21 protein-coding genes and 1 pseudogene are annotated in these 26,172 nt (G+C 46.7%); 17 read left to right on the top strand and 5 right to left on the bottom strand.

Features of this window, described 5'->3' with window-relative positions:
- The first annotated feature begins 2 nt into the window (after positions 1–2).
- Entirely contained in the window at positions 3–1,925 is a 1,923-nt protein-coding gene (locus DWX59_RS18270) for a CotH kinase family protein (RefSeq protein ID WP_117560655.1), read from the top strand.
- A gap of 56 nt (positions 1,926–1,981) precedes the next feature.
- A complete protein-coding gene (locus tag DWX59_RS18265; RefSeq protein ID WP_117560654.1) occupies positions 1,982–2,851 on the top strand; it encodes a nitroreductase family protein in 870 nt (289 codons plus the stop codon).
- Between the two features lie 893 nt (positions 2,852–3,744).
- Here DWX59_RS18265 and DWX59_RS18260 read toward each other — a convergent pair.
- Complete coding sequence (locus DWX59_RS18260) at positions 3,745–4,596, bottom strand: AraC family transcriptional regulator (RefSeq protein ID WP_117560653.1); 852 nt, start codon at positions 4,594–4,596, stop codon at positions 3,745–3,747.
- Positions 4,597–5,013: 417 nt separating this feature from the next.
- On the opposite strand from DWX59_RS18260, the gene DWX59_RS18255 reads away from it, so the two are divergent.
- The 14 genes and pseudogenes from DWX59_RS18255 to DWX59_RS18190 form a co-directional block, all read left to right on the top strand.
- Complete coding sequence (locus DWX59_RS18255) at positions 5,014–6,807, top strand: L-fucose isomerase (protein WP_117560652.1); 1,794 nt, start codon at positions 5,014–5,016, stop codon at positions 6,805–6,807.
- 12 nt (positions 6,808–6,819) lie between these two features.
- Positions 6,820–8,310: a rhamnulokinase gene (locus DWX59_RS18250; protein ID WP_117560651.1), complete on the top strand. Its 1,491-nt coding sequence runs from the start codon at positions 6,820–6,822 to the stop codon at positions 8,308–8,310.
- Between the two features lie 56 nt (positions 8,311–8,366).
- The gene (locus DWX59_RS18245) at positions 8,367–9,071 is read left to right on the top strand and encodes a class II aldolase/adducin family protein (protein WP_117560650.1); all 705 of its coding nucleotides are present in this window, start codon (positions 8,367–8,369) and stop codon (positions 9,069–9,071) included.
- On the top strand, positions 9,065–9,505 hold the full coding sequence (locus DWX59_RS18240) for an RbsD/FucU family protein (protein WP_117560649.1): 441 nt from the start codon (positions 9,065–9,067) through the stop codon (positions 9,503–9,505). Before DWX59_RS18245 ends, DWX59_RS18240 begins: the two co-directional genes overlap by 7 nt.
- 67 nt (positions 9,506–9,572) lie before the next feature.
- Entirely contained in the window at positions 9,573–11,066 is a 1,494-nt protein-coding gene (locus DWX59_RS18235; protein ID WP_117560648.1) for a sugar ABC transporter ATP-binding protein, read from the top strand.
- A 16-nt stretch (positions 11,067–11,082) separates the two neighbouring features.
- Positions 11,083–12,099, top strand: coding sequence for an ABC transporter permease (locus tag DWX59_RS18230; protein ID WP_117560647.1), 1,017 nt, complete (start codon positions 11,083–11,085; stop codon positions 12,097–12,099).
- 52 nt (positions 12,100–12,151) lie between these two features.
- Entirely contained in the window at positions 12,152–13,303 is a 1,152-nt protein-coding gene (locus tag DWX59_RS18225) for an ABC transporter substrate-binding protein (protein WP_117560646.1), read from the top strand.
- Between the two features lie 187 nt (positions 13,304–13,490).
- Entirely contained in the window at positions 13,491–14,354 is an 864-nt protein-coding gene (locus DWX59_RS18220) for a MurR/RpiR family transcriptional regulator (protein ID WP_117560645.1), read from the top strand.
- A gap of 545 nt (positions 14,355–14,899) precedes the next feature.
- Entirely contained in the window at positions 14,900–15,823 is a 924-nt protein-coding gene (locus DWX59_RS18215; protein WP_117560644.1) for an NAD(P)-dependent oxidoreductase, read from the top strand.
- Positions 15,824–15,840: 17 nt separating this feature from the next.
- On the top strand, positions 15,841–16,536 hold the full coding sequence (locus DWX59_RS18210; RefSeq protein ID WP_117560643.1) for an RraA family protein: 696 nt from the start codon (positions 15,841–15,843) through the stop codon (positions 16,534–16,536).
- Between the two features lie 33 nt (positions 16,537–16,569).
- A complete protein-coding gene (locus DWX59_RS18205) occupies positions 16,570–17,877 on the top strand; it encodes a sodium/glutamate symporter (protein ID WP_117560642.1) in 1,308 nt (435 codons plus the stop codon).
- A 448-nt stretch (positions 17,878–18,325) separates the two neighbouring features.
- Entirely contained in the window at positions 18,326–18,553 is a 228-nt protein-coding gene (locus tag DWX59_RS18200) for a helix-turn-helix domain-containing protein (protein WP_117560641.1), read from the top strand.
- Positions 18,540–19,046: a hypothetical protein gene (locus DWX59_RS18195; RefSeq protein WP_117560640.1), complete on the top strand. Its 507-nt coding sequence runs from the start codon at positions 18,540–18,542 to the stop codon at positions 19,044–19,046. The genes DWX59_RS18200 and DWX59_RS18195 overlap by 14 nt, the downstream gene beginning before the upstream one ends.
- Before the next feature lie 880 nt (positions 19,047–19,926).
- A pseudogene (locus DWX59_RS18190) lies at positions 19,927–20,169 on the top strand (GNAT family N-acetyltransferase); the annotation flags it as partial.
- Positions 20,170–20,203: 34 nt separating this feature from the next.
- Here the strand turns inward: DWX59_RS18190 and DWX59_RS18185 are convergent.
- The 4 genes from DWX59_RS18185 to DWX59_RS18170 all read right to left on the bottom strand — a co-directional run bounded on the left by DWX59_RS18185 (position 20,204) and on the right by DWX59_RS18170 (position 24,493).
- The gene (locus DWX59_RS18185; RefSeq protein WP_117560639.1) at positions 20,204–21,019 is read right to left on the bottom strand and encodes a CdaR family protein; all 816 of its coding nucleotides are present in this window, start codon (positions 21,017–21,019) and stop codon (positions 20,204–20,206) included.
- Between the two features lie 415 nt (positions 21,020–21,434).
- Positions 21,435–22,715, bottom strand: a complete 1,281-nt coding sequence (locus DWX59_RS18180) for an SLC13 family permease (RefSeq protein WP_117560638.1) — start codon at positions 22,713–22,715, stop codon at positions 21,435–21,437.
- A 22-nt stretch (positions 22,716–22,737) separates the two neighbouring features.
- Entirely contained in the window at positions 22,738–23,424 is a 687-nt protein-coding gene (locus tag DWX59_RS18175; protein ID WP_117560637.1) for an RraA family protein, read from the bottom strand.
- A 49-nt stretch (positions 23,425–23,473) separates the two neighbouring features.
- The gene (locus tag DWX59_RS18170) at positions 23,474–24,493 is read right to left on the bottom strand and encodes a C-terminal binding protein (RefSeq protein ID WP_117560636.1); all 1,020 of its coding nucleotides are present in this window, start codon (positions 24,491–24,493) and stop codon (positions 23,474–23,476) included.
- 179 nt (positions 24,494–24,672) lie between these two features.
- Between DWX59_RS18170 and DWX59_RS18165 the strand changes: the two genes are divergently transcribed.
- Complete coding sequence (locus DWX59_RS18165; protein WP_117560635.1) at positions 24,673–25,590, top strand: LysR family transcriptional regulator; 918 nt, start codon at positions 24,673–24,675, stop codon at positions 25,588–25,590.
- Positions 25,591–26,172: the final 582 nt, after the last annotated feature.

Genomic DNA, 26,172 nt, shown 5'->3' with positions numbered 1-26,172 from the left:
TTATGTCAGGAAGCAAACATTTTGACCGCATTGCTGTGATTGTCATGGCCTTGATGTTGGTTCTGACCATTCTGTTTATGAATGGCGCGGCCCTGGGTATCGAGGCAATGGCGCACACCATGGGATATGAAAACAGGTTATTTGACAACACAAAGGTTCACTCCGTTGATATTGTCATGGACGACTGGGATGAGTTTATTGCCAATGCCACCAGCGAGGAATATTATATGGCCAGCGTGGTAATCGACGGTGAATCCTATAAAAACATAGGACTCCGTGCCAAAGGGAACACCTCTTTGTCAATGGTGTCATCCCTCGGCAGTGAGCGGTACAGCTTCAAAATTGAATTTGACCACTATGACAGCACCAGGACCTACCATGGGCTTGATAAGCTGAGCCTGAACAATCTGATTCAGGATTCCACCATGATGAAGGATTATCTGACCTACACCATGATGAACGGATTCGGTGTGAATTCCTCTCTGTGCAGCTATGTCTATATCACGGTGAACGGCGAGGACTGGGGGCTGTACCTGGCGGTGGAGGGTGTGGAGGAATCCTTCCTGGAGCGCAATTACGGTTCGGATTACGGCGAACTTTATAAGCCGGACAGTCTGGGTTTCGGCGGAGGCCGGGGCAATGGCGGGGATTTTGACCCGTCTGCCATGTTTGGCAGCCGTGATGGCGGGAACGGCTTTGATTTTGGAGGAACAGATACAGATTCAAGGGAATCCGGCGTATCTTCCGGCAGATTTAGTCCGCCTTCCATGTCTGGCGGTGGGATGCCTGATATTCCTTTTTCCGGGGGCGGCGGGTTTGGAATGGGCTCCTCCGATGTGAAGCTGCAGTACATTGACGATGAGTTGGACAGTTACTTAAACATCTGGAACAACGCCAAGACCTATATTACCAAAGCCGACCAAAAACGATTGATTGAGTCCCTGAAAAAGCTGTCCGATAACCAGGACATTGCATCTGTTGTGGATATAGGGCAGGTTATCCGCTACTTTGTAGTTCACAATTATGTCTGCAATGACGACAGTTATACAGGCATGATGGTCCACAACTATTATCTTTATGAAACGGATGGCCGGCTTTCCATGATTCCGTGGGACTATAACCTGGGCTTTGGTACATTTGGCGGCGGAAACGCAACGAGTACCGTCAACACGCCCATTGACACCCCGGTGTCCGGCGGTTCTTCCGACCGGCCAATGCTGAATTGGATATTTGAAAGCGAAGAATACACGGCGCTGTATCATCAGTATTTTGCTGAGTTTTTAAACAGTGTTGATATTCAGGGAATCATCAATAATACCTATGATCTGATTCAATCCTATGTGGAAAAAGACCCAACGGCTTTTTACACCTATGAGGAATTTGAACTGGGCGTGGAAACGCTCCGCCAATTCTGTAATTTGCGCAGCAGCAGTATTTCCATGCAGCTTGATAACGGAGAGACAGCCGATAATATGAGTTATGTGGACGCCTCGGCCATCACTCTTTCCGACATGGGTTCCATGGGCGGCGAAGGCGGCAGGGGCGGCGGTATGGGCGGATTTGGCGGGGATATGTCAGGTATGCCGGAGGGCTTTACCGGAGAAATGCCGGAGGGCTTTGGCTCATTTAACCTGCCGGAGGGCTTCAATCCATCTAATCCCCCGGATAATGCTTCGGGAAATTTCCCGGGCCAGTTTTCCGGCAGCCAAACAGAAGCCACTCCCTCTGAAGCCTCCGGTACAGCAGGGGATAACAATACCAGCCGGCCCGCAGGGGGCGGCAGGCAAATGACCGGAGATGATTTCAGATTTTACCTGGATGGAGCCGAGAGCCCTGCATCCAATCAGACCGGCTGGATCTGGATTGGAGCTTCGGCGGCCGTGCTTGCCATTGGTCTGGCCGTGGCGAAGATATATAAACACTGATTTCGGTAAGTTTTGACAACCTTTGAATTATTTTTATAAGGAAGGACGGCGAATAAATGATGAAAACAAAATGCATCCCTCTTGTTGCAGCCATATCCGCGTTATGCCTGATGTGGGGGTGTTCCCAATCCAATTCCCAGGCAGGCCATGATGTAAGCCAGGAATCCCCTGGTACAGTACAAACAGAGAATAGAAATGCAGTTGAATTGGTCAGCAACATTACAACAACCCAATATTTTACAGATGATAAGGTGAGCAATGATGACATTGAGACGATTCTGATGGCTGGAATTAACACTCCCAGCGCCATGAATGGCCAGCCTTGGCATTTCTCGGTCATAACCGATGCTGCCCTGCTGCAGCAAATCTCTGAGGATATGAGCAGCGGTATGCGTGTTGGCAGAGGTACACCTCCGGACGGAGCAGATATGCCTGATGGCAAACTGCCGGAGGATGGGGAACTGCCAGAGTATGGGGAACTGCCAGCGTATGGGGAACTGCCGGACGGATTTGATGCGGACGGGGACAGGGATTCTTCCCCCCCGCCAGATACAACAGCCGGAGGAAATCATGCGGCCACCGGCAGCGTATTGAAGGCCGGAATCGCAGATGCTCCTTTGGTAATTGTTGTTTCCTGTTCAGATGGTTCCGAACTGGATGCAGGCCTGGCCTGTCAAACTATGTCTGTGGCTGCACAGCTTTTAGGGTATGGAACAAAAATCATTTCCTCCCCCACATTGGCAGTGAACGGAGAAAACCAGGCAGCCTATCGGGAACAGTTGGGTATTCCGGAGAATCAGGCAGCGGCAGCGTTTCTCCTGATTGGTATGGAGGATACATCCATGGATGAAAGCGCTGACGCCTACACCAGCGCCACACCCCGTAATCCTTTGGACGAAATGGTTACTTATGTTGAAGGCCAATAATGTCAAAAAGATTGGTTGGACATAGAACCTTAAACAGAGTCGTGTTGAGATGGCGGTATTGATGGTACTTGTGGAATGATATGGCAGGTTATACTTTTTTGTAAAGATAAAGGGGACTGTCGTAAAGTGATTTTCTTATACAAGATGTTGATGGCGGATTGTGAAGCGGAAACTATATCTTGCTTTGACTTTACATTTCGCCACAACTAGTCAACATGCCGGTAAGTGGAAGCAGAATCGGCCTATATCTGGCTGCCATCTTCACAGGCAGGGCTAACGAGATTAATGTATGCACCTGGATAAGTCTGACTGAGTAAAATATTTTATCCATAAGAAGGAACAGCTGACGGAAAGCAATTTTTAGACACTCCCTGGTGTAGTACTAGGCCCAGGGAGGCTTTACTTTTTGGATTTTTGTGCATGCAGCTAAATGTGTAAATTTACAGTTAAAATTACAGCGTTTATTATTTCAGGAATTATCCGAAATTCAGGAACCACCTTGGAGATGGTTCTTTTTTTTGTACGCAGGACAGCATGAACCTGCATGGCCATATATCTGTATACTACTTACAATCCTATTGTGATGATTCCTTATGTCCGGAAGCGTGAGTGAGGAATGATGACCGTGGGAAGCATTTGCGGGTGGAATGACAAAAATGAGGTTCCATGCATTATCCATGCAGGGGATATCACCAGGCTGGATGGAATTAAATTGCTGCTTAGTGATATAATCTGCGGTGTCTGGCCCCGCCAGGACCTGTCTGTTGCGGGAAAATGTTCCCGGAGCATTTAGCAGCAGATACGCAAGCATCCACCCCAGCGGGGAACCCAGGTCCCCGCCGGCTGTTTTCAGAAACGTGGTACGAACCCAGGCACCTGTTTAAAATCAGGTATTATCCAATATTCAGGCAATACCGGTGTGGTGTGATTCCCTTATACCGTTTAAATGTTTTGATAAAATAGCTTACGTCGCTAAAACCACATCGATAGGCTACCTCTGCCAAGGTTAAATCAGAGGTACTTAATTCGCTGCAGGCGCGCTCAATACGATAGTAATTCAGATAATCAATTGGGGTTCTGTGAATGATGGAATGAAAATAACTGCAGAAATATTTGGGAGACATCCCGGCAATTCTGGATAATTCATTCAGTGTAATGGTCTGCCCGTAATTACTGTCTATGTATTCCAGCACGGGTTTGAGCTGCATCATCTTCCTGGAGGATTTTGTATCATCAGCCTTATCCTGATAAAGCTTTTTCTGGTAGATGATTCCAAATATTTCAAATAAAGTGCCCATGGTTATCAGTTCGCTTCCAGGCTCACTATGCTGCATGGATCTGAAAAGATGGCCGATGATCCGATGCAGGGAACGGTTGCTTTTTGTAAAATGATTCTGGACAATAATCTGATGCTTTGTAATGAGCCGGATATAAAAGCGACAGGTATCTGTGTGCATGAGAAGACGCTGGATATCAAACACAATACATTCATAAATACAATTTTGCGGCAGACCGCCATGAATAACCCCCTCGTTAATAAAGATGATATCCCCGGCTTTGGCTTCAAGCTCTTCATCATCTAACTTTAAATAGAGGATTCCCTCTAAAATCCGGATGATTTCCAATTCTTTGTGACAGTGGAATGGCATGTTATAGCGGGGATGGTGCTCATCTACATGGTAATATTCAATAGGAAAGTCCGGAGTCCCGTGCTGCTTTTTTTCATTATAGTCCAAATAGTGCATATTACCCCCTCTCTAAAGTGTAAAAATCACTATAAACGCGTGGAATTAAATTGCGCAAATAGGTAAAATGACCAATAAAGTGAATATTGTCATATTTTTTGCCATTATATCACAGCAAATAGCTGTTTATCAATAGTATAATACAATTACGCAAAAAGAAGACAAAAATATAATGAGAACACAAATTAAAAAGAACACAAATTAAAAAGAGCACGATTAAAAAGAGCACGATTAAAAAAGAGCACGATTAAAAAAGAGCACGATTAAAAAAGAGCACAATTAAAAAAGAGCACGATTAAAAAAGAGCACGATTAAAAAAGGGCACAATTAAAAAAGAACACGTTTTAAAATAAGCACAATATAAAAATCAATACGATTTAAAATGGATACAATCTAAAATCAAAAGGAGGAAACACTATGGCAGCAAACAGATTGATTGGGGCTTATCCGGTTATTGGCATCAGACCCACAATAGACGGAAGACAGGGGTATATGAAAGTAAGGGAATCCATGGAAGAGCAGACCATGAATATGGCCAAAAGCGCGGCGGCCCTGTTTCGGGAAAACCTGTTTTACAGTAATGGGGAACCGGTAAACGTAGTGATCGCGGATACCACCATTGGACGCGTGGGGGAAAGCGCGGCCTGCGCGGACAAATTCCGCAGGGCTGGAGTGGATATTACCCTGACTGTGACCCCATGCTGGTGTTACGGTGCAGAGACAATGGACATGGACCCGCAAACAATCAAGGGTGTGTGGGGATTTAATGGAACGGAGCGGCCCGGCGCCGTATATCTAGCCTCTGTACTGGCTACCCATGCGCAGAAGGGGCTTCCGGCCTTTGGTATCTATGGACATGATGTCCAGGATGCGGATGATACAAGCATACCGGATGATGTAAAAGAGAAACTTCTCCGTTTTGGGCGTGCCGCAGTGGCAGCCGCTACCATGAGAGGAAAGTCATATCTCCAGATAGGTTCTATCTGCATGGGAATTGGCGGCTCTATCATAGACCCGGCATTCATTGAGGAATATCTGGGAATGCGGGTGGAATCCGTAGATGAAGTGGAATTAACCCGCCGTATGAGCGAGGAAATATACGATAAAGAGGAGTTTGAAAAAGCCCTTGCCTGGACAAAGGCGAATTGCAAGGAAGGCTTTGACAAGAACCCTCCCGAAGTCCAGAAGACCCGGGAACAGAAGGATAAGGATTGGGAATTCGTGGTAAAGATGATGTGCATCATCAAAGATTTGATGAATGGGAATCCCAACCTGCCGGAGGGGAGGGAGGAAGAGCGGATTGGACACAATGCCATCGCCGCAGGCTTCCAGGGACAGAGGCAGTGGACGGATTTTTATCCCAATGGTGATTTCGCGGAGTCCATGCTGAATTCCTCCTTTGACTGGAACGGCGCAAGGGAGCCGTACATACTGGCTACGGAGAACGACGCATTAAATGGGCTGGGAATGCTGTTCATGAAGCTGCTCACCAACAGAGCACAGATTTTCGCGGATGTACGTACTTACTGGAGCCCGGAGGCTGTTAAGAAGGCGGCCGGATATGATCTGGAAGGGGTTGCAAAGGAAGCAGGCGGTTTCCTGCATCTGATTAACTCAGGAGCCGCCTGTCTGGATGCCACTGGCAAGGCCCTGGATGAAGATGGACAGCCGGTCATGAAGCCGTGGTATGAGGTGACGGCGGAGGATCAGAAGGCGATTATGGAAGCAACTACATGGAACGAGGCTGATTTTGGGTATTTCAGGGGCGGAGGTTATTCTTCCAGATATGTAACAGAAGCCCAGATGCCATGTACCATGATCCGCTTAAACCTGGTAAAAGGACTTGGGCCTATGCTGCAGATTGCAGAAGGCTGGACAGTGAAACTGCCGGAAGATGTAACTGATATCTTATGGAAGAGGACGGACTATACATGGCCGTGCACCTGGTTTGCTCCCAGGGTGACGGGCCGGGGAGCATTTGCCTCTGCATATGATGTGATGAATAACTGGGGCGCCAACCACGGTGCAATCAGCTACGGACATATCGGGGCGGACCTCATTACACTCTGCTCAATCTTAAGGATTCCTGTCAGCATGCACAATGTGCCTGAGGAAAAAATATTCCGCCCCGCGTCCTGGAATGCATTTGGAATGGATAAAGAGGGGCAGGATTTCCGCGCCTGTGCTGCTTATGGGCCTTTGTATAAGTAAGGCGGTGTGTCTATGAACCATAAAAATGTACTGGCAGTGGATTTCGGCGCTTCCAGTGGAAGGGTAATGCTGGGGAACTTTGACGGGAACCGGATATCCATACAGGAACTTCATCGTTTCCCCAATGATCCGGTTATATTAAACGGGACCATGTACTGGGATTTCCTGCGGCTGTTTTTTGAGGTGAAGCAGGGACTGATTAAAGCAAAGAAGTATGGAAAGATTGACAGCATCGGCGTGGATACCTGGGGCGTGGATTTCGGCCTGATTGACAAGGAGGGGAATCTTTTAGAAAACCCGGTACACTATCGGGATGCCCGGACCGTGGGAATGCTTGAAAAGAGTTTCAGTAAGATGGATAAGGACCGTTTTTATCAGATTACGGGCAGCCAGTTTATGGAAATCAACACGGTATTTCAACTTATGGCACTGATGGAAAAACGGCCCGGGCTTCTGGAGCGGGCTTCCAGGCTTTTGATGATGCCGGACTTATTTAATTATTATCTGTGCGGGGCGCAGGTCAGTGAGTATTCCATCGCGTCCACCACGCAGATGCTGGATGCCCGAACTAAAATGTGGTCAAAGGAAGTATTGGAAAGCCTCGGTATCCCGGAAAGGATCCTGGGCAGTATCGTTCCGTGCGGAACCAGGCTTGGTCTCATGAAAAACGGGATTTGCCAGGAGCTGGGGATTGAGCCTGGGGAAGTGATTGCTGTGGCAGGACATGACACGCAGAGTGCGCTTGCGGCTGTTCCTGCCAGGGATAAGGATTTCATCTTCATCAGCTGCGGAACATGGTCGCTGTTTGGCACGGAACTGGATGAACCCGTTATCAACGGATTGTCAAAGAAGCTCAATATCACGAATGAAGGCGGTTGTCAGGGGAAGATATCCTTCCTCAAGAATATTATTGGTTTGTGGCTGATTCAGGAAAGCAGGAGACAGTGGATCCGTGAGGGAAAGGAGTACGGTTTCGGACATCTGGAACAAATGGCCGCGGATGCGGAACCGTTTAAAGCGCTGATTGACCCTGATGCACCAGAGTTTGTTCCGGCCGGAAACATTCCTGAGAGAATCCGGAGGTTCTGCCGTGAAAGCGGACAGAGGGTGCCGGGGAATGAGGCGGAGCTTGTAAGATGTATTGACGAGAGCCTGGCATTTAAGTACCGTATGACATTGGATGAAATCAAGATGTGTACCGGAAGGGAGTACCCGGCGATTCATATGGTGGGCGGCGGCACACAGAGCCGGCTCCTCTGCCAGATGACGGCCAATGCGTGTCATTGTCCGGTGATTGCCGGCCCGGTCGAGGCTACCGTACTGGGCAACGCAGCCCTCCAGCTGCTGGCGGCAGGAGAACTTAGGGATCTGGATCAGGTGAGGAATGTCGTAGAGGCTTCCGCCAAGGTAAGCATCTATGAGCCGGAAGATACAAATCAATGGGATCAGGTGTACGGCCAATATAAAAAAATGTTTGCCGCAGACGGAGAATCATATCTGTGAGACGGTAACACATGAAGGACCCAAGGCCAGGTCAGCCTGGCAAAGAAGGAGGTATTATGAAATTAAGCTATATGGAACTAAGGGAACAGATCTGCGATGTGTGCCATAAGATGTGGCAGCTGGGCTGGGTGGCAGCCAATGACGGTAACGTGTCCGCCAGACTGGATGACGGAACCTTTCTTGCTACCCCCACCGGAATAAGCAAAAGTTTTATTACACCGGAAAAACTGGTTCGTATCAATGGGAATGGTGAGGTGTTGGAAGGCCTTTCCGGATACGGGCCATCTTCAGAGATTAAGATGCATCTGCGCTGCTATAAAGAGCGCGAGGATGTAAATTCCGTACTTCACGCCCACCCGCCTGTGGCCACCGGATATGCGGTAGCCAATGTGCCGTTGGACGAGTACTCCATGATTGAGACGGTAATTGCCCTGGGTTCGATTCCTGTAACACCTTACGGAACCCCTTCCACTTATGAAGTACCGGATAATATTGCGCCTTATCTGGGGGAACATGACGCAATGCTCCTTCAGAATCATGGGGCCCTTACCGTTGGGGCAGATGTGATTACTGCCTATTACCGTATGGAAACACTGGAACTCTTTGCAAAAATCAGCCTTAATGCCAGGATGCTGGGAGGTGCACAGGAAATATCCAGGGAAAATATTGACCGCCTTATCTCAATGAGGAAAGGATATGGAGTCACCGGCAGGCATCCCGGTTATAAAAAATACAGTAAACAGGGGGATGGCCCATGCTAAGGGGAATACCTCATATCTTATCTCCTGAACTGCTGAAGATATTATGTGAAATGGGTCACAGCGACCGGATTGTAATTGCTGATGGGAATTTCCCGGCAGAGTCCATGGGCAGGGATGCCCATGTCATACATATGGAAGGCCATGGCGTGCCGGAGATACTGGAAGCAATCCTCTTGCTTTTCCCCCTGGACACCTACGTTAAACATCCTGTCTGCCTGATGTCGGTGATGGACGGGGATTCGGTTGAAACACCAATCTGGAACCAATACGGGACATTGGTGGAAGCATTTGACAGCAGGGGCAGAAGCGCCATCGGCCATATGGGGCGGTTCACATTCTATGAGGAGGCAAAGAAAGCTTATGCCATTATCGCCACCAGCGAGAAGGCGCTTTATGCCAATATCATGCTGCAAAAAGGGGTAGTTACCGACTAGTGTGCTGACACCTGTAAATGGGTACCGCCAAAACAGTGCAATTAGTAAAGAAATGGAAGGTGATGATGTGGGAGAAGTAATTCTGACCATGAAAGACATTGATAAGTCCTTTGTAGGGGTACATGCGTTAAAAAATGCCTGTCTGGAACTTAAAAAGGGCGAGGTCCATGCACTGATGGGTGAGAATGGCGCCGGAAAATCCACCCTCATGAAGATATTGACAGGAATCTACAGCAAGGACAGCGGTGTTATTATGTATGAGGGGCGCCAGGTGGAGTTTAAAAGTCCCAGGGAAGCACAGGACGCCGGCATTGTAATCGTACATCAGGAATTAAACATGATGAACCACTTAACTGTGGCCCAGAATATCTTTATCGGCAAAGAAAAGATGAATGGAAAGCTGATTAATGACCGCAAGATGGTAGAAGAGGCTGAAAAGCTGTTCGGATTACTGAATATCAGGATTGACCCCAGGGAAACAATGGGGAGACTGACGGTCGGGCGCCAGCAGATGTGCGAGATAGCCAAGGCAATCTCCACAGATGCCAAGATAATTGTATTTGATGAACCGACTGCTGCGCTGACAGATTCAGAAATCAGCGAGCTGTTTAAAATCATCCGTGACCTAAGGGCCAAGGATATCGGGATTATATACATTTCCCACCGCATGGATGAGATTAACCAGATTACTGACAGGGTAACGGTCATGAGGGACGGGGAATATGTGGGTACGCTGATAACCAGGGATTCCACGAAGGACGATATCATCCAGATGATGGTGGGACGCACGGTGTACGAGGAGCCTAAGAGCTTCAGCAATGTAAAGCCGGATGCTCCGGTGGTGCTGAAGGTTGAACACCTAAACGTTGGAAATACAGTAAAAGATGTAAGCTTTGAACTTCGCAAAGGAGAAATCCTGGGTTTTTCAGGTCTCATGGGAGCTGGAAGGACGGAGACAGCCAGGGCTATCTTTGGTGCTGACAGGAGGGACAGCGGTGATATCTATGTGAATGGAAAGCGGGTGGATATCAAGAACCCACAGGATGCGGTTGAGGCCGGAATCGGATATCTGTCGGAGGACCGCAAGCGCTATGGTGTGATTATTGAGAAAACGGTGGCCGAGAACACCACAATGGCTTCCCTGAAGGCGTTCTGCAAAGGCCTGTTTATTGATAAGAAAGCAGAAAAAGAAACCGCAGAACAATATGTGGAGGCATTAAAGACCAAGACACCATCCGTGGATCAGCAGGTACGCAACCTGTCGGGGGGAAACCAGCAGAAGGTGGTCATTGCTAAATGGCTTACCAGGAACTGCGACATCCTGATATTTGACGAACCCACCAGGGGAATTGACGTGGGAGCCAAAAGCGAGATTTATACATTGATGAATAATCTTGTAAAACAGGGAAAGTCCATCATAATGATATCCTCTGAACTGACGGAAGTGCTGCGGATGAGCGACCGTATCCTGATTATGTGTGAGGGCCGTAAAACGGGAGAGATCAGCATAGAAGAAGCTACCCAGGAAAAGATCATGCATGCCGCAACACTGAGAGATTAAAGGGGAGGTTAAAGATATGTCGGATAATAAGAGTCAGGTAAAAAAGGAGCCGGGTGGATTATTCAAAGCCATCGGCACTCAGAAATTGGTGGCAGTTATTGCGTTGATTGTATTATTCATGTTCTTCTGGATTTTTGGGGACAATTTTGCAAAATACAGTACACTGGTCAGCATTTTTGATTCTTCCTATTATATTGGTTTTATGGCTATAGGCGTAACATTTGTAATCATCACCGGAGGAATCGACTTATCCATCGGTACGGTCTGTATCTGCTGTTCCTTGATTTCAGGAACACTGTTTACAAAACTGGGGCTTCCTATGCCGCTGTGCGTTATTCTGGCCATCCTGATGGGAGGGCTGTTCGGACTTGCCAATGGACTTATGGTATCTGTCATGAGGCTTCCGGCCTTTATTGCCACACTGGGAACCATGATGATTACCAGAGGCCTGGGTTCGATTGTGACAAACACGGCCACCGTGACCTTTCCGCAGGCTTCGGCTCCGGGCGGCTCCTTCAGAGGCATTTTTAAATTAAAAGGGGCAGGGCTTCCGCAGGCAGGTATCCCCACGGGATTCATACTGCTGATTGTACTTGCAATCCTAATGGCAATCCTGCTCAACAAGGCGCGTCCGGGACGTTATATATTGTCCCTGGGGAGCAACAAGGAGGCGACCCGGCTTTCCGGTGTAAATGTGGTAAAGTGGGAGACTTTGGCTTATGTCATAAGCGGTCTGTTTGCCGGGCTGGCAGGCGTGTCTTATGCAGCAGTATATTCCACACTCATGCCTGGAACCGGAAATGGATTTGAACTGGATGCAATCGCAGGAGTTGTAATCGGCGGAACATCCCTGGCAGGCGGCGTGGGGTCCATAGCAGGTACGTTGATTGGTGTTTTTATCATGTCTGTTTTAAAGACTGGCCTTCCTTTTGTGGGAGTACAGCCGCATTATCAGCTTCTGATTACTGGATTTGTATTAATCATAGCCGTATTTGTAGATGTTTTAAATAGAAGGAAACAGGGGAAGGACTAATACGCAATTGTTAATAACCCGCAAAGCGGGATAAGATAAGGGAGGTCTATTTATGAAGAAAAGATTATTTAGTACAGTCATCTGCGCAGCAATGGTGTCCACAATGGTAATGGGCTGCTCCAGCGGATCCAGTGCGCCTGCCACGACAACGGCCGCAGCAACAGCTGCTCCGGAAGCAGAGGTAAAAGACACGACGGCAGCGGATACAGAGGCAGCCAAGACAGAAGGTGCCGTGGATTACAGCGATGTCACGGTTGAAATTGTGGCAAAAGGCTTCCAGCATGATTTCTGGAAAGCAGTAAAGATGGGATCGGAGCAGGCTGCAAAGGATTTGGGGCTTAAGTCCACCAACTTTGTGGGGCCGGCCAGCGAAAGTGCGGTGGCTGAGCAGATTGAGCAGCTGAACAATGCGGTCAACAAAGCCCCAAGCGCCATCTGCCTGGCGGCTTTGGATACACAGGCGGCACTGGATGCCATCTCCAATGCCCAGGCAGCAAATATTCCGATTATAGGGTTTGACTCCGGTGTTCCGGATGCCCCGGCAGGCGCCATTGTAGCAAATGCAGCTACGGATAACTATGCGGCAGGCGGACTGGCCGCGGAGAAATTGTATGAAATGATTAAGGATAAGGTCACGGACCCGGCAGAAGCAGTCAGAATCGGGGTTGTCTCCCAGGATGCCACATCCCAGTCCATTGGGGAACGGACCGGGGGTTTCATAGACAAGATGTGTACCTTGATTGGCGAGGATAAATGTTCGGTAGTAGGCCATGATAAGTATAATAAGGCAGTTGACGGAGCAAAGGTAATCATCGATGTAGGCATTCCGGCCACCGTGGATGATGCGGCTTGTGTGACAGTGGCCAATACCCTTCTGAATAAAAATGATCTGATTGCCATTTATGCGTCTAACGAATTTACAGCCAAGAACCTGGTGACGGCCAATGAGAGCCTTCAGGTACTGGGTAAGGATAAAGTAATCGGCGTTGGATTTGACTCTGGCGCCATCCAGCTTGATGCTATCAAGAGCGGCGTCTTAGCAGGCTCCATCACGCAGAATCCGGTCCAGATTGGATATCAGGCAGTTACCCTGGCCGCCAAGGCGGCCAAAGGAGAACCGGTAGAGGATGTTGACACCGGTGCACTGTGGTACGACAGCACCAACATGGATTCAGCGGAAGTCGCCCCGTGTCTCTATAAGTAATATTTTATTGGCCGGCTGCTTAATCATGACTTGATTAGGCAGCCGGCCCTACATTTATCGGTAAAATAGATGGGATTATTAAATTCAGTCTATTGTAGTGTCTGCTCCTTTTTGATATACTTATAACAGAATTCACAACGGAAATACGAAGAAGGCAGGCAAATCGGTTTTGTTATGAGGAGGGCCCATGAACAGATTATCAGATAGACTGAAGGGTGCAAAGCTGACACCGCAGCAGCGGAGGATAGCAGATTATTTTTTTAAAAATCAGGAACGGATCGGCAACATGTCATCCATGGATGTGGCGAAAGAAATCGGGGTCAGTGACGCGTCCATCATACGTTTTGCCAGGGCAATCGGATATCTGGGCTTTACAGATCTGAAGAATGACATATATAATTCCCTGATTGGGGAAACCAGTGCATCTGTGCGGAATATGCAGCTTTCAGAACGGTTTGATGTGCTGACGGGAAGGTACCAGGAGGATGATATTTCAGGCGCGTTTGTGGAGATGATGAATTATAATATTACCAGGACCTTTCAGCAGAATTCTTTAGAGAGTTATGAGACATTAGCTGATATGATCATCCGATCCAGGAGGAAATATGTGGCGGGACTCAGAGGATGTATAGGGGTATCCTGCCACTTTACAAGACTGCTGGGATTCGCAATTGAGGGAGTGGTACAGTTGCCCGGCAGCAGCGAGACAGAAGTGTTGGGAGCGCTGCAGGATATTGATTCAGAAGATATATTCATACTATTTTCCTTTGCACGTTACTATAAGATTGATATGCTGCTGGTGAATATGGCCAGGGAACATAAGGCCAGGATCTGCGTGGTTACGGACAGCCTGATGGCGCCCATGGTCCAATATGCGGATATTGCCCTTTTAGTGGAAACATCGCATATGAGTTTCTTTAACTCTGCCATCGGAGTTGATATGATTGCAGAATACATCATAACCCTTGTATGCCGAAAAAATAAGGATGAGTATAGAAAGCGGGCAAAAGAGCGTGATACCATGACCGAGGGGTTCCGTCTGGTATTGTAAAATATATGAACGGATTGTTAACATTTTGTAGTGAGACGACAAAACAAGCTGAATTTTCCCGGCTTGTTTTTTTTGTGTCAATCTTTTGCGCTTATCCGGAATAAAAGAATTCATATGAAAGATAATGCCACATCCTGCAGGTGATGATAGGGTCAGCGCAGCTTACCCCTGTGTCAAATCTCCTGCAAAGTGGAACGCACAGCCAACGGAATGCAATTTTCAAATACACCCCAGTGCTCCGCTGCCTTCCACTACCCTTGCGGACTGACAGGATTTTCAACAATGGTTCTGCATTTGATAACAGGGGGAGCGCCGGATATTATAAAGAATTTTAAAATACACGTTCAGAGATATAAAATGAGGTTGTTGTGATTGCTACAATATTTTATATTGTTAAAAAATATACTACAATATAAGTATTGACAGTAGTGCATACAACAACTATACTTATTGTACTGAGTTAAAAACATACTACAAACAATCCGGACAATTGTAGGATACACAACTTCTAAAACATAAGCAAAATTGAAAAAAGGAGATTGGAAATGCTTATCTATTTAAGTGAGTACATCCATCCGGATGCGGTCCGTTTAATTAAGCAGCGTGCAGAGATAACAGATAGTTTTGACCGCATACAGGATATTGATGGAATCATATTACGCGCCGTAAATATAGGACGGGATATCATGTCCCGTGCCGTAAATCTAAAAGTGATAGGGAAACACGGTGTAGGGTGTAATACCATTGATCTGGCCGCTGCAAAGGAATTAGGGGTTCCCGTAATTAATACACCCTTTGCCAATACGAATTCCGTGGCAGAATTAATTGTGGGCCTGATGCTGGATATAAGCAGGAACATATCGGTGTGTGATAAAAAAAGCAGAGGGGAAGGGTTTTCATGCATCGCGCCGCCGGAGATGACAGGAATTGAACTGACAGGCAAGGCCGTCGGACTTGTGGGAATGGGGAATATTGCCAGGCGCATGGGGGAAATCCTGAAAAATGGTTTCAATGCCAAACTGATGGGATATGATCCGTACTGCTCTAAAGAACAGGCGGATTCCTATGGGATTGAAAAGTTCGAGGATTTAAACCGTATGTTAGAAGCATCAGATATCGTAAATATCAGTGTCCCACTGACGCCTTCCACAGAGAATCTGATATCATCAGGGAATTTGAATCATTTTAAGAAAAGTGCGATTCTTATCAATGCGGCCAGGGGAGGCGTGGTAAACGAGGAAGATCTGTATCAGGCATTAAAGCACAGGACGCTCAGGGCCGCTGCATGTGATGCGTTTGTTGAGGAGCCGCCTAGCGGAAAGAATAAACTGATGACACTTGATAATTTCTGTGCAACACCCCATATCGGAGCCAACACAGAAGAAGCACTTTACCGGATGGGGATGGAGGTCGTGGAAGAAGTATTGAATGTAATAGATGGGAAAGAAGCGAAAAACCGTGTGGTATGAATGAGGAGGATAGGAAAATGAACAAAACAGGATGTGTGATTGTTAAGGATTTTAAGCGCCCGGAAAGGGAACTGGTAGAGCGGTTTGCAGGTGTGGCGGTGGCTAATCTGGATGACTGCATGAACCGTATCTCGGCTGTCCATGAGGACATATGCCCGGTTAATAAGAGCCGTCTGCTTGGAACTGCGTTTACCGTTAAGGTACCGGAAGGCGATAACCTGATGTTCCATGTGGCCATGGACCTTGCAAAACCCGGGGATGTGATTGTAATTGACGCGGGCGGTGATACAAGGCGTTCCATCTTTGGGGAATTGATGGTTACATATTGCAGGAAGCGCGGCATTCATGGTATTGTGGTAGACGGGTCCATCCGGGATGCAGGCGCGATGGAGTGCCTGACAGACTTTGCGGTATATGCCCGGGGCGTGACGCCGGATGGTCCTTATAAAAATGGGCCAGGGGAAGTGAATACACCAGTTGTCTGCGGTGGGAGGACCGTATATCCAGGCGATATTGTTCTGGGAGATGAGGACGGTGTCATATTCATCCGGCCTTCTGAGGCAGAGGAGCTGCTGAAACAGGTTGAGGCCATTCATGAAAACGAACAGAGGATCATTGATACAATTGAAAAAGAGGGTACCTATATCCGGCCATGGGTGGATGAAAAGATGAAATCCCTTGGCGTTGAATATGTGGAATATATGGAATTTTAAAACGGGGTAATTTAAAATATTGGGGGTAATGCTATGTTTACTACGGCAGTAAATGAATTGATGTATCTGTTTCTTTTTTTGCTTGCAGGTGTTGCCCTGCGTTCCGTGGTTAAACCGCTGCGCAAGCTATACCTGCCGTCAGGGCTGATTGGCGGAGCGCTTGCATTGGTCATGGGACCGCAGGTACTGGGACTCATTAAAATCCCGGAAAACTGGTCCAGTATGGCGTCTCCGATGATTAATATTGTACTGACAACCACCCTTTTCGGCATATCAATCAGCGTTTCAAAGATGAAATCCTTTGCAGGGGCAATCAGTTCCAACCTGCTGTCCTATTTTTCACAACTTGCAGTTGGGATCCTGGCAGCATTGGGGCTTCAGAAAATATGGACAGGACTTCCGAGGGAGTGGGGGGTCATGACTGTTTTTACTTACTGGGGCGGCCATGGGGCAGCAACCTCTTCGGGAACCCTGTTTGAAGAACTTGGGATAGAAGGCATGCTGAGTGTCGGCCTGATTCTTGCAACGCTGGGGTTGATTGTTGCCATGGTGGTGGGAATGGTATGGGTCAACATCGGCGTGAGAAGAGGTTGGGCAAAGGCTTTGCCGGATGCAAAGAACAAGGGCGATGTCAGGAAGAATGATTATATACCAAGGGATAAGCAAAAGCCCCTTGGGCACGCAACGGTTGCCTCTGACTCCATTAATGGTCTGGCGCTGCAGATGTGTTTTGTATTCCTCAGCATGTGGATTGGAAGCGTGATTTTCGGCGCTATCGCAAAAGCCATTCCAGGGGCCGGCAATATCCCATCCCTTCTGTATGGTATTGTGGGCGCAATCATCGTGTGGTTTGTGTTACGGAAAACCCACCTGGATAAATACGCTGATACGGACACCATAGACAATATTGGGGGAGTAGCCCTTGAAATCTGTATCTGTTCGGCAACGGCAACCCTGGATTTGAATTTCTTCGCTAACAATCTGGCGCCAATCATGCTTCATATGTTAGTGGTAATCCTGCTTATGTCATTTGTCTGTATGGTCCTGATGCGCCGCTGGTTTGGTGAAGACTGGTTCCCGCTGGCCTTAATGTTTTTCGGCGCAGGATGCGGGTCGACCCCAAGCGGGCTTGCTCTGGCACGCTGTGTGGATCCGGATGTTAAAACCGAAAGCTGGGAAGCATTCGGAGTGGCCCAGGGATGCTTTGTCCCTGTCACATCTACCTTGGTTGCCATACTCCCGGTAATAGCAATCAACAACCTCTGGATACTGGTAGGCATCGGGACTGCCATATCCGCAGCGATGATTGCATTTAATGAAATGATTATCAGGAAGAGGTAAGCGGCAGCTGCGGGGGAACTTCAAGGGAAAGAAGGGAAAGCAGCATCCGGACAGTAAATCAATACAAAGAACAGAAGAATAAAGGACATCCCCTGGTTTGGGTTTTGAACCAGGGGATGTCCTGTTTGATATGGGAGATAGGATATCGAGATGTTATCGATGCTCTTAGGCTTTTCACTAAATGATTTGTCCGGTTTCAGGTGGGCGAAAGTTTCAAGTATTTTATTGGATGCATATTTCAACTTATTTGGTCTCAATTAGGTCAACGCAGCCCGCCACATCTACCTTATCATAACTACATTTTCCATAAAGAAATGGATTCTTAAAAAATGATTTTCCGATAGATTGATAATAGCGTATCGGATTTTCGATATTCGTTGAAATCGCTTTACGGGTATCGAACGATATGATAAGATAAAAATAATTGTTGAGAAGGGAGCGGTTGGATATGGATGTCACACGTATAAAAGAATTACGAGATAGGGAGGGAATGACCCAAAAGGACGTTGCTGAAATGATAGGGGTGTCGCAGAGCACATATAGTACATATGAAAATGGAATAAACTATCTGAACGCGGAAAGGCTTGAAAAGCTGGCAAATATATATGGAGTCTCGGTGGACTATTTATTAGGAAGGGATTCCGAATTTAAAGGAGATACGAATGAAGACAAGTAGTGAGTTGCATAGACTTATCCTGGATATTCTTTCTGACGGAAAAGAGCATGTTTCTAGTGAACTTTTTGAAGAGATGGACAAACGATTGGGGGGGGAGGTGGAACATAAAAAGATAAGTGACTCTTTATATTATATGGGGTCTAAAAAAGGATGGATTGTATCAGAGGGGACAGGGAAAAGTAGGATTTATAAAATAAAATACGAGGTAAACAGTGGAGAAAGCATGAAGGAACAGAGTTGGCTGGATAAATATATAAAAAATGTTAAAAAGGTCGTAAAAGATGGAGATACAGTGATTAGTGCACTCAAACCAGAGAATCTCCTTAAAAGTGAGAAGGTATATATGGAATATAGACGAATTTATGAAGTGAATGAAATATTAAAAAAATTGGTTGATGAATTAATGAAGAATGAGGTGGAAAAGAGTGGTGCTAAGAGTCAGGGCGGTGAGGTTTGTACTATAAATGAAATATCGGAAATGAGGCCTGAATGAGGAATATAGGCAGCATACCTTTTAGGCATTAAGGCTAAAAAAGACAGGTTTGATTCCTTTGGCGTGTTGGATTAGATTCAATGTTTTGAATACCTGGCGCGATGGAAATCACCAGCGGTTCTATTGTTCTCTGAACAGAAGGCGTGGAATCTGAAAAACAGATGGAAATGCTGAAACAGAGTGGCTATGACTATATGCAGGTCAATGTACTCGAACACATCATATCCTGGTTGAGGTTCGGACATTTACTTCAGGGCTGGATGATGGACAAGGAATGTCCAGAAAGAGGCACGTGTCCATCGATGGATATTTTAACAGGAATTTTCCTATTTAGAGAGAATCGATTATTTATGTCGGACTATGACACGTATTAGACCTATTGTCGAATGATACATCGAGGGAAAGTTAAAACTGAATGGACTGGAGGGCTAGTAATAAAAGTCATACAAGAAATTAAAAAGATAATCTTCGTAAATGATAGGTGGAAGAGTAGATGCAAGGCAGATGACAGACTTACTGTAAGGGCAGTATTTTGTAGATGATTATAAAAAATGGATATCAGAAATAAGCAATCGTTTTAAGTCCAGACAGATTAAGGCATCTACTAAAGTAAATGATGTTCCCAAATTCATCTTGCATATCAAGGGGGCTTTCCCGGAGGGGATATTGGACGGGACGGAAACCGGCATCACCATGACAGATGCATTCCGCAATTATGTGACGGCAGAGAAGAACGTTGCCCCGGATAAGGACCGTATCCGGTTTAAGGCTTTATAAAACCTGTTTCTAACAGTCATCCATCATGGCAATGACGCAGCAGATGGCGGCTGGGGGAAGAGCGGTCCGATGGGCCTGTTCAGAGAGAAAAAGGAGTGGTTAGATGATTCGGTTATTTGAGTTTGGGGATTTGGACAGGATTATGGAAATCTGGCTGGAGGGAAACCTGACAGCCCATCCATTTATCAAAGAGGAGTATTGGAGGCAGAATTTTGAGACAGTCCGCTCCGCACTGCCAAAGGCAGAGGTGTATGTGTTTGAGGAAGATGGAGAGGTCCAAGGGTTTATCGGAATGGATGCAGATTACATTGCCGGATTATTTGTGGCGGAGGGACGTCGGGGGAAATAAAACTTGAAACGGTCGGGGAGCGGCGCAAGTGTCAGCGCCGCTTCTTCTCCTTTTCCAGCACTCTCTTTGCAATCATAACAAAATTCAGTTTAAAATTATCTTCTGTATCATTGACGTCCAGGCCGGTTTTTTCCTTCACCCTGTATAACGCGTTCTGGACTTCCTCCTGGCTGATGTGCAGCGCCGCGGCAACGGCAGGAGCCTGTTCTTTACACTTGTAGTATTTTCCCAGTATTGTCTGTTCCTCTTCGGTCAGCCGCAGTAAAATGGTACTGATTAAGGACTGCCCGTGAGCCAGGACCATGGCATTGATGGCGCTGTATATCTCCATTCCGATGAAATCCAGGACACGGCGTTCTTTTTTGAATTTTTCTCCGGCATTAACAGCCCGCAGGCTGTTTTGGTATGTGCGCTCAATGCCGGTCAGGCCATTTTCGGATGTGCCGATGCCGATACGGATAAAGACGTCCGGCAGGTTCTTTTTTAAAAGATCCAGGGCCTCATCGCATGCCCTGGTGCTGGCGCTTGATAATTCTTCCTTGGTGTGTGCGGCCAAAAAAAGTGTAGTCCCCTTATCACATGTCATGAACTGGGGGGAATCAATGGACTTATTTAAAGGACCGCATAACACAATTGGGGTCAACAGTTCCATTAATGCACGCTTATCTTCGTAGGAGACAATCATGTCAGAGGGATAGAGGAAGGACATTGCAAGAAAGTAGTCCTTGTTCACATCAATTCCGAATTTCTTTCCAACAGATTCCATGAAAGCAACGTCCTCGTAAAAATGAATGGTGATATCATTCAAGTATGAGGAAAATGTAATGTTGGTATCATTTTTGTTCATAAAGCATATCCTCCTTGAAATTGTGGGAAAATAATGAAACATGGTAAAATAAAACTGAACTTAATTGGGAAAGTCCTATAATAAAACATCATATTAGGAAAGTCAAGAGCAAAAAGAAAGTTTATTAAAAACAACAAATAACTGCTTGGGAATTTGTCAGAAATAACAAAAAAAGCAGATGGTGGATATCTGCTCTGTTCGGCTGCTGTGCCATTGGCAGCGGGCTTAATACCAGGGAGAAGAGAAGGAATCGCATGAATCAATGGATAGTGGGAAAATCTGCCAACCGCATGGAAATCAAATTTTATGCGGCTGGCAATTTCTTTCCATACGGAATTGGTTGGTTAAGAGCTGGGGGTCATTGGGCTTTTGCTTATACCAGCCTATATGGTCGTCAGTGTCATATGTAGTTAATTCATAATGGCCAAAATATCGGTATGAATATCATGGATACAACAGTGATTAACACCGTCATACCAAGTCCTGGTTTGAAAAAGTCCATGAATCCCAGGTTGCCGGGGCGGACTACAAGGGTGTTGGTACCTGAGCCAACCGGTGTCAGGAAAGGACAGGAAGCAGCCACGCAGATGGCCACTGCGATGGATGCAGGATTGATATCCAGGGCAAAGGCTATGGGGATGAAGAGCGGGGTTACCAGCAGGGCGGTTGACGTGTTCATCATGATATTGGTAAGCAGGCAGGTCAGGATAAAGATGACAAAAAGTACGGCGGTCTTGCTGGGGTGTTCCCCTAAGAGCCGGATGGCTCCGTTGCTGATCATTAATCCCGCCCCGCTTACGTCCATTGCCTTTGATACCGCACTCATGCCCCCGACAATGAAAATGGTGGACCAGTCAATGGCCTTATAGGCTTCATGTTCTTTTATGCATCCGGTTAATATCATGATTAAGGCGCCTGCGGTTGCAACAAGGTGCATGGGGAAGGAACTGCTGTTAACAGACATTGCAATCAGAACAACCGCAAGTATGACCAGACAGAGAGAGGCTTTTAATCGGCTGAATCCATGGGAATCGGATTCGCTGGACTTACCGGTAAATTCCATAAGATAATCCTTATCGGACTTATCTCCCTGGGTAAGGAATTTCTTGCCAATGGTGAGAAAGTATAATATGCCGAAGATGCATATGGGGAGGCCGACCTTACCCAGTTCCAAAAAGGTTAAAGGGGCAGCGCCAAGAGATTCCAGCTGTCCATTGACAACCACGTTGCTGGCAGCTCCCACCAGGGTCAGGTTACAGCCAAAGCTGGCTGCAAAAGCCAGTGGGATCATCTGGCGGGATACGGATACGCCGGCTTTCATGCTGATACCGATTACGATTGGCAGGAGCATGGCCACAACGGCAACCCCGCTGCAGATGGAAGACAGGATGGTTGCTACCAGAACCGTGGCTACCAGGATTCCATTTTCGGATGTGCCGGTTACTTTAACGATTATGTTGCTCATTTTTTCAGCAATACCTGTATGGAACAGCGCGGAGCCAATTACCATCATTGCGGCCAGCAGTACAATGGTGCTTCCTGAAAAGGCGCTGAACAGGTTTTCTTTTGGAAGTACTCCTGCTAATACCAGAGCCACGGCTCCCAACATGGAAGTTAGGGCCAATGGAAGTTTATCTGTTACAAAGAAAAATGCCATGATTGTAAGTACGATGAGTGAAATGATTGCCGGTGCCATATGCTACCCCCTTCTCCCTTGACTAGTATGTTATGTATTCGCAGCCTAATTCCTGAAGCTTTTCATCTACCCATGGACGGCAGTAGGTTCCGTCCTTATCCATGGTTTCCTTAATCCCATTTTCCTTAATTAATACCGCGTCTGCCTTGTCTGCCAGTTCTTCTGCCTCATCCGGACGGATTATGATAATGCCGTCTGCATCGCCGACTATGATATCACCAGGATGTACAATCTGCCCCCCAAAGGAGATTGTGGTACCTATTTCGCCGGGACCATTCTTGTAAGGGCCATTGGGATTGATACCGCGGGCATAGACCGGAAAATCCATCTGGGAGAGTGTATCAAAATCCCGGATCGTACCGTCAACGATGACGCCTGCAAGTCCCCGGAGTTTACAGTAATTAATCATCAACTCACCGAAAATGGCGCGATTGTCCATACCTCCTGCGTCAATTACAATGACTTCCCCGGGCATGGCCATATCCATTGCCTTATGGAACATCAGATTATCACCCTGGGGAACCTTTACGGTAAATGCAGTGCCCAGAAGTTTTGCTTTATTCATAGGGCGGATATCCTGGTGTACTGCTGCCAGGCGGTTCATGCAGTCATCAATATTTGCCACCGGCAGATTCTCAAAGCGTTTTACTAAAGCCGCAGACGGGCGCTTATATCCGGTTACAATCCGGCATCCGATATTTTTACTCATAATTATAATTCCTCCTGTATCCGATTATTTTTTATGATTAGAAGCTGGTTTAATTAACTGTATGGAATCCGTCAATTTTACTCTTGACGCCCTTGTTTGCTATGTACACCGATTGGATGCTTTTTTTATTTAACACGGAATCCACAAGGTCAATGGAGAGCTGAATCTGGTTCTTCTGTGCGTGGTCCCCATAAAACGCGCTGTGGCAGGTAAGGACGGCCTGCTCATTTCTGATTAAGGGATCATTTGCCGGTAACGGCTCCGTTTCAAACACATCTAAACCGGCAAAGCGTATTTCCCCATGGTCCAATGCCCAGTTAAGGTCATCCTGGTCAATGAGCCCGCCCCGTGCGATATTCACAATCATGGAATCTTTTTTCATCTTCGCAAATGCCTCACGGTTAAAGATATGATGGGTTTCAGCGGTCAGCGGGGCATGGATGGATATAATATCCGACTGCCCTAACAGTTCATCAAAGGAAACGATTTCCACATCATAATTTTCCCTGATATCTTTGTTTATGTAAGGATCGCAGGTAATGACTTTTGTGCCGAACCCATGATGGAAAATATCATACAGAGGTTTGGCGGAGCCACCGAAGCCATAAAGCCCTAATACCAGGTCTTTTGGGTTGCGGGGAACAGGACCGCCTGCTTTGGGCCATTGACCTGTGCGTATCCTGCGGTCGTAGAAGCTTACATTACGCAGAAGATCCAGTATCAGCGCCGATGCGTGAATGGCAAGCTCCTGTACGCAGAATCCGGGCATATAAAGAATCAGCGTCCCGGCCTTTGTGGCAGCTTTAAGATCTACTGAGTTGACGCCAATGCCGAATCGCTGTACGGCCTTCAGCTTAGGTAATCCCTCCAATACCTCCTTTGTGATAGGCGGATTGCCTGTTCCCAGTATGACATCCGCATCTTTACAGTTTGCGATGATTTCATCCGGCGTGGTGTAATGGGCCAATCGCAGGGATATTCCGTTTTTTGCATACTCTTCTTTGATATACTTCTGGTTTTCCAGACTGACGCTGCCGTAGTCACGGTCAACGATTACTGCGTTCCACATAGTTTGCCTCCGATTTTTAAAGTATGGAATCGTTTCAATAAAGCATACATTTCTGTGACGGCCGTCATCCATGTTTTATATGAAATCTAGTTTTATTATAATGGGACCTATACATTTTGTCCAAGATACGTTATTCTATATACTATATAACCTTTTTGGAATAAAGTCTGGAGGGTGGGATGGTATTTAAAAATTTTGAATATTTTATAGCGATAGCAGAGGAAGGTAGTATATCTAAGGCAGCGGAACGTCTGTATATTTCCCAGCCATCCCTGAGCAAATATTTAAAGCGCCTGGAGGAAAACTTTGGAGAGGAACTGTTCTGCAGGGAGTCCTATCCTTTAAAACTGACAAAAGCAGGAGAATTATATTTATCTTATGTGAAAGAACTGACAAAAAAGGAGACGCGGCTTCTGGAGGAACTCTCATATTTAAGGAACAGCGAGGCGGGGGATGTCTGCGTAGGCGTGACCGTGTGGAGGTCATCCATACTTATGCCGGTCCTGCTTCCTGTGTTTAAGTCCCGGTATCCATATATTCATGTCAGTATTGAGGAGGGGTCACATCAGCATATGGCAACCATGCTGGAATTAGGAAAAGTGGATTTTTCTATTTTCCATCTTCCGAACAGCTATCATAATTTTACATTTGAGCATCTGATGTTTGAAAAAATATTATTCTGTGTGAACAGGGACAACCCGCGGCTGTCCGATATGGAAATCTGTGAACAGGGCGGTGTGAACCGGATGGCCCATGAAGAATTTGGCAGGTTTGCTGAGGAAGGCTTTATATTACTGAAGCAAGGTCAGAACATAAGGGATATTTCGCAGAATTATCTGAACAAACTGGGATTGCGGCCCAATATCATATTGGAGACTTCCAACATCATGACGGCAATGAATATGGTGAAAGCGGGGATGGGGGTTACCTTTGTTCCGGAAGCAGTCCTTTCCATACATGGTCAGAATGAAGGACTCTGCTTTTTTGAACTTGATGAACCGCCGCTCCAATGGGAAGTCGGCATTGCCTACAAAAATGGTCTGCCATTGAAGAGACAGGCCAGACTGTTGGTGGAATGCATGAAGGAGTTATTATAACAGGTATATCAGCTTCCCTGCCATTGTCTGGCGGAACATAACTGAAAGACAGGACTGGGCAGGCAATCTGCCGGGCGGCATCGGACCGCCAGACACCCTATCGAATCCCATACCTATCCGAAGTTCACATTCAAGGGGGAATCAGTGATTGCCGCCATCAGCAACAATTTAATAATAGGGAGGGGGATGGTTCGCAACAACGTTGGAAATCCCTTATTCCGAAATCGATTCAGTCCAATCGTGCAACATAGGCGGTTTTGTCCAGCTGATTCCCACTGGTATTAAGGTAACGCTTAAGGATGGAAAGACCCATAAACTATCAGTTACAAAACGTAAGGATATACCTGCATTCCTTCAGTCAAAATTATAAAGAGAGAACCATTGACAGCATGTTGCATACCTTATGGCATGGATAGGATGGCATAATCGCTTTGTTATGTATTCTATTCAAAAGAGATACGATCCTTCCAAATATAAGCGAATAAGGACGGTCAGTATGATTAGGACAGTTAGGGCGTTCGGGCAGAACGCCCTTTTTTTGATTTATGGGCTTTAGCCTGTTGAGTATGTCGGAGTTTTTCG

The sequence above is a fragment of the Enterocloster aldenensis genome, assembly GCF_003434055.1.
Taxonomy (GTDB): Bacteria; Bacillota; Clostridia; order Lachnospirales; family Lachnospiraceae; genus Enterocloster; species Enterocloster aldenensis.
This window is presented reverse-complemented; position numbering and strand designations above follow the sequence as displayed.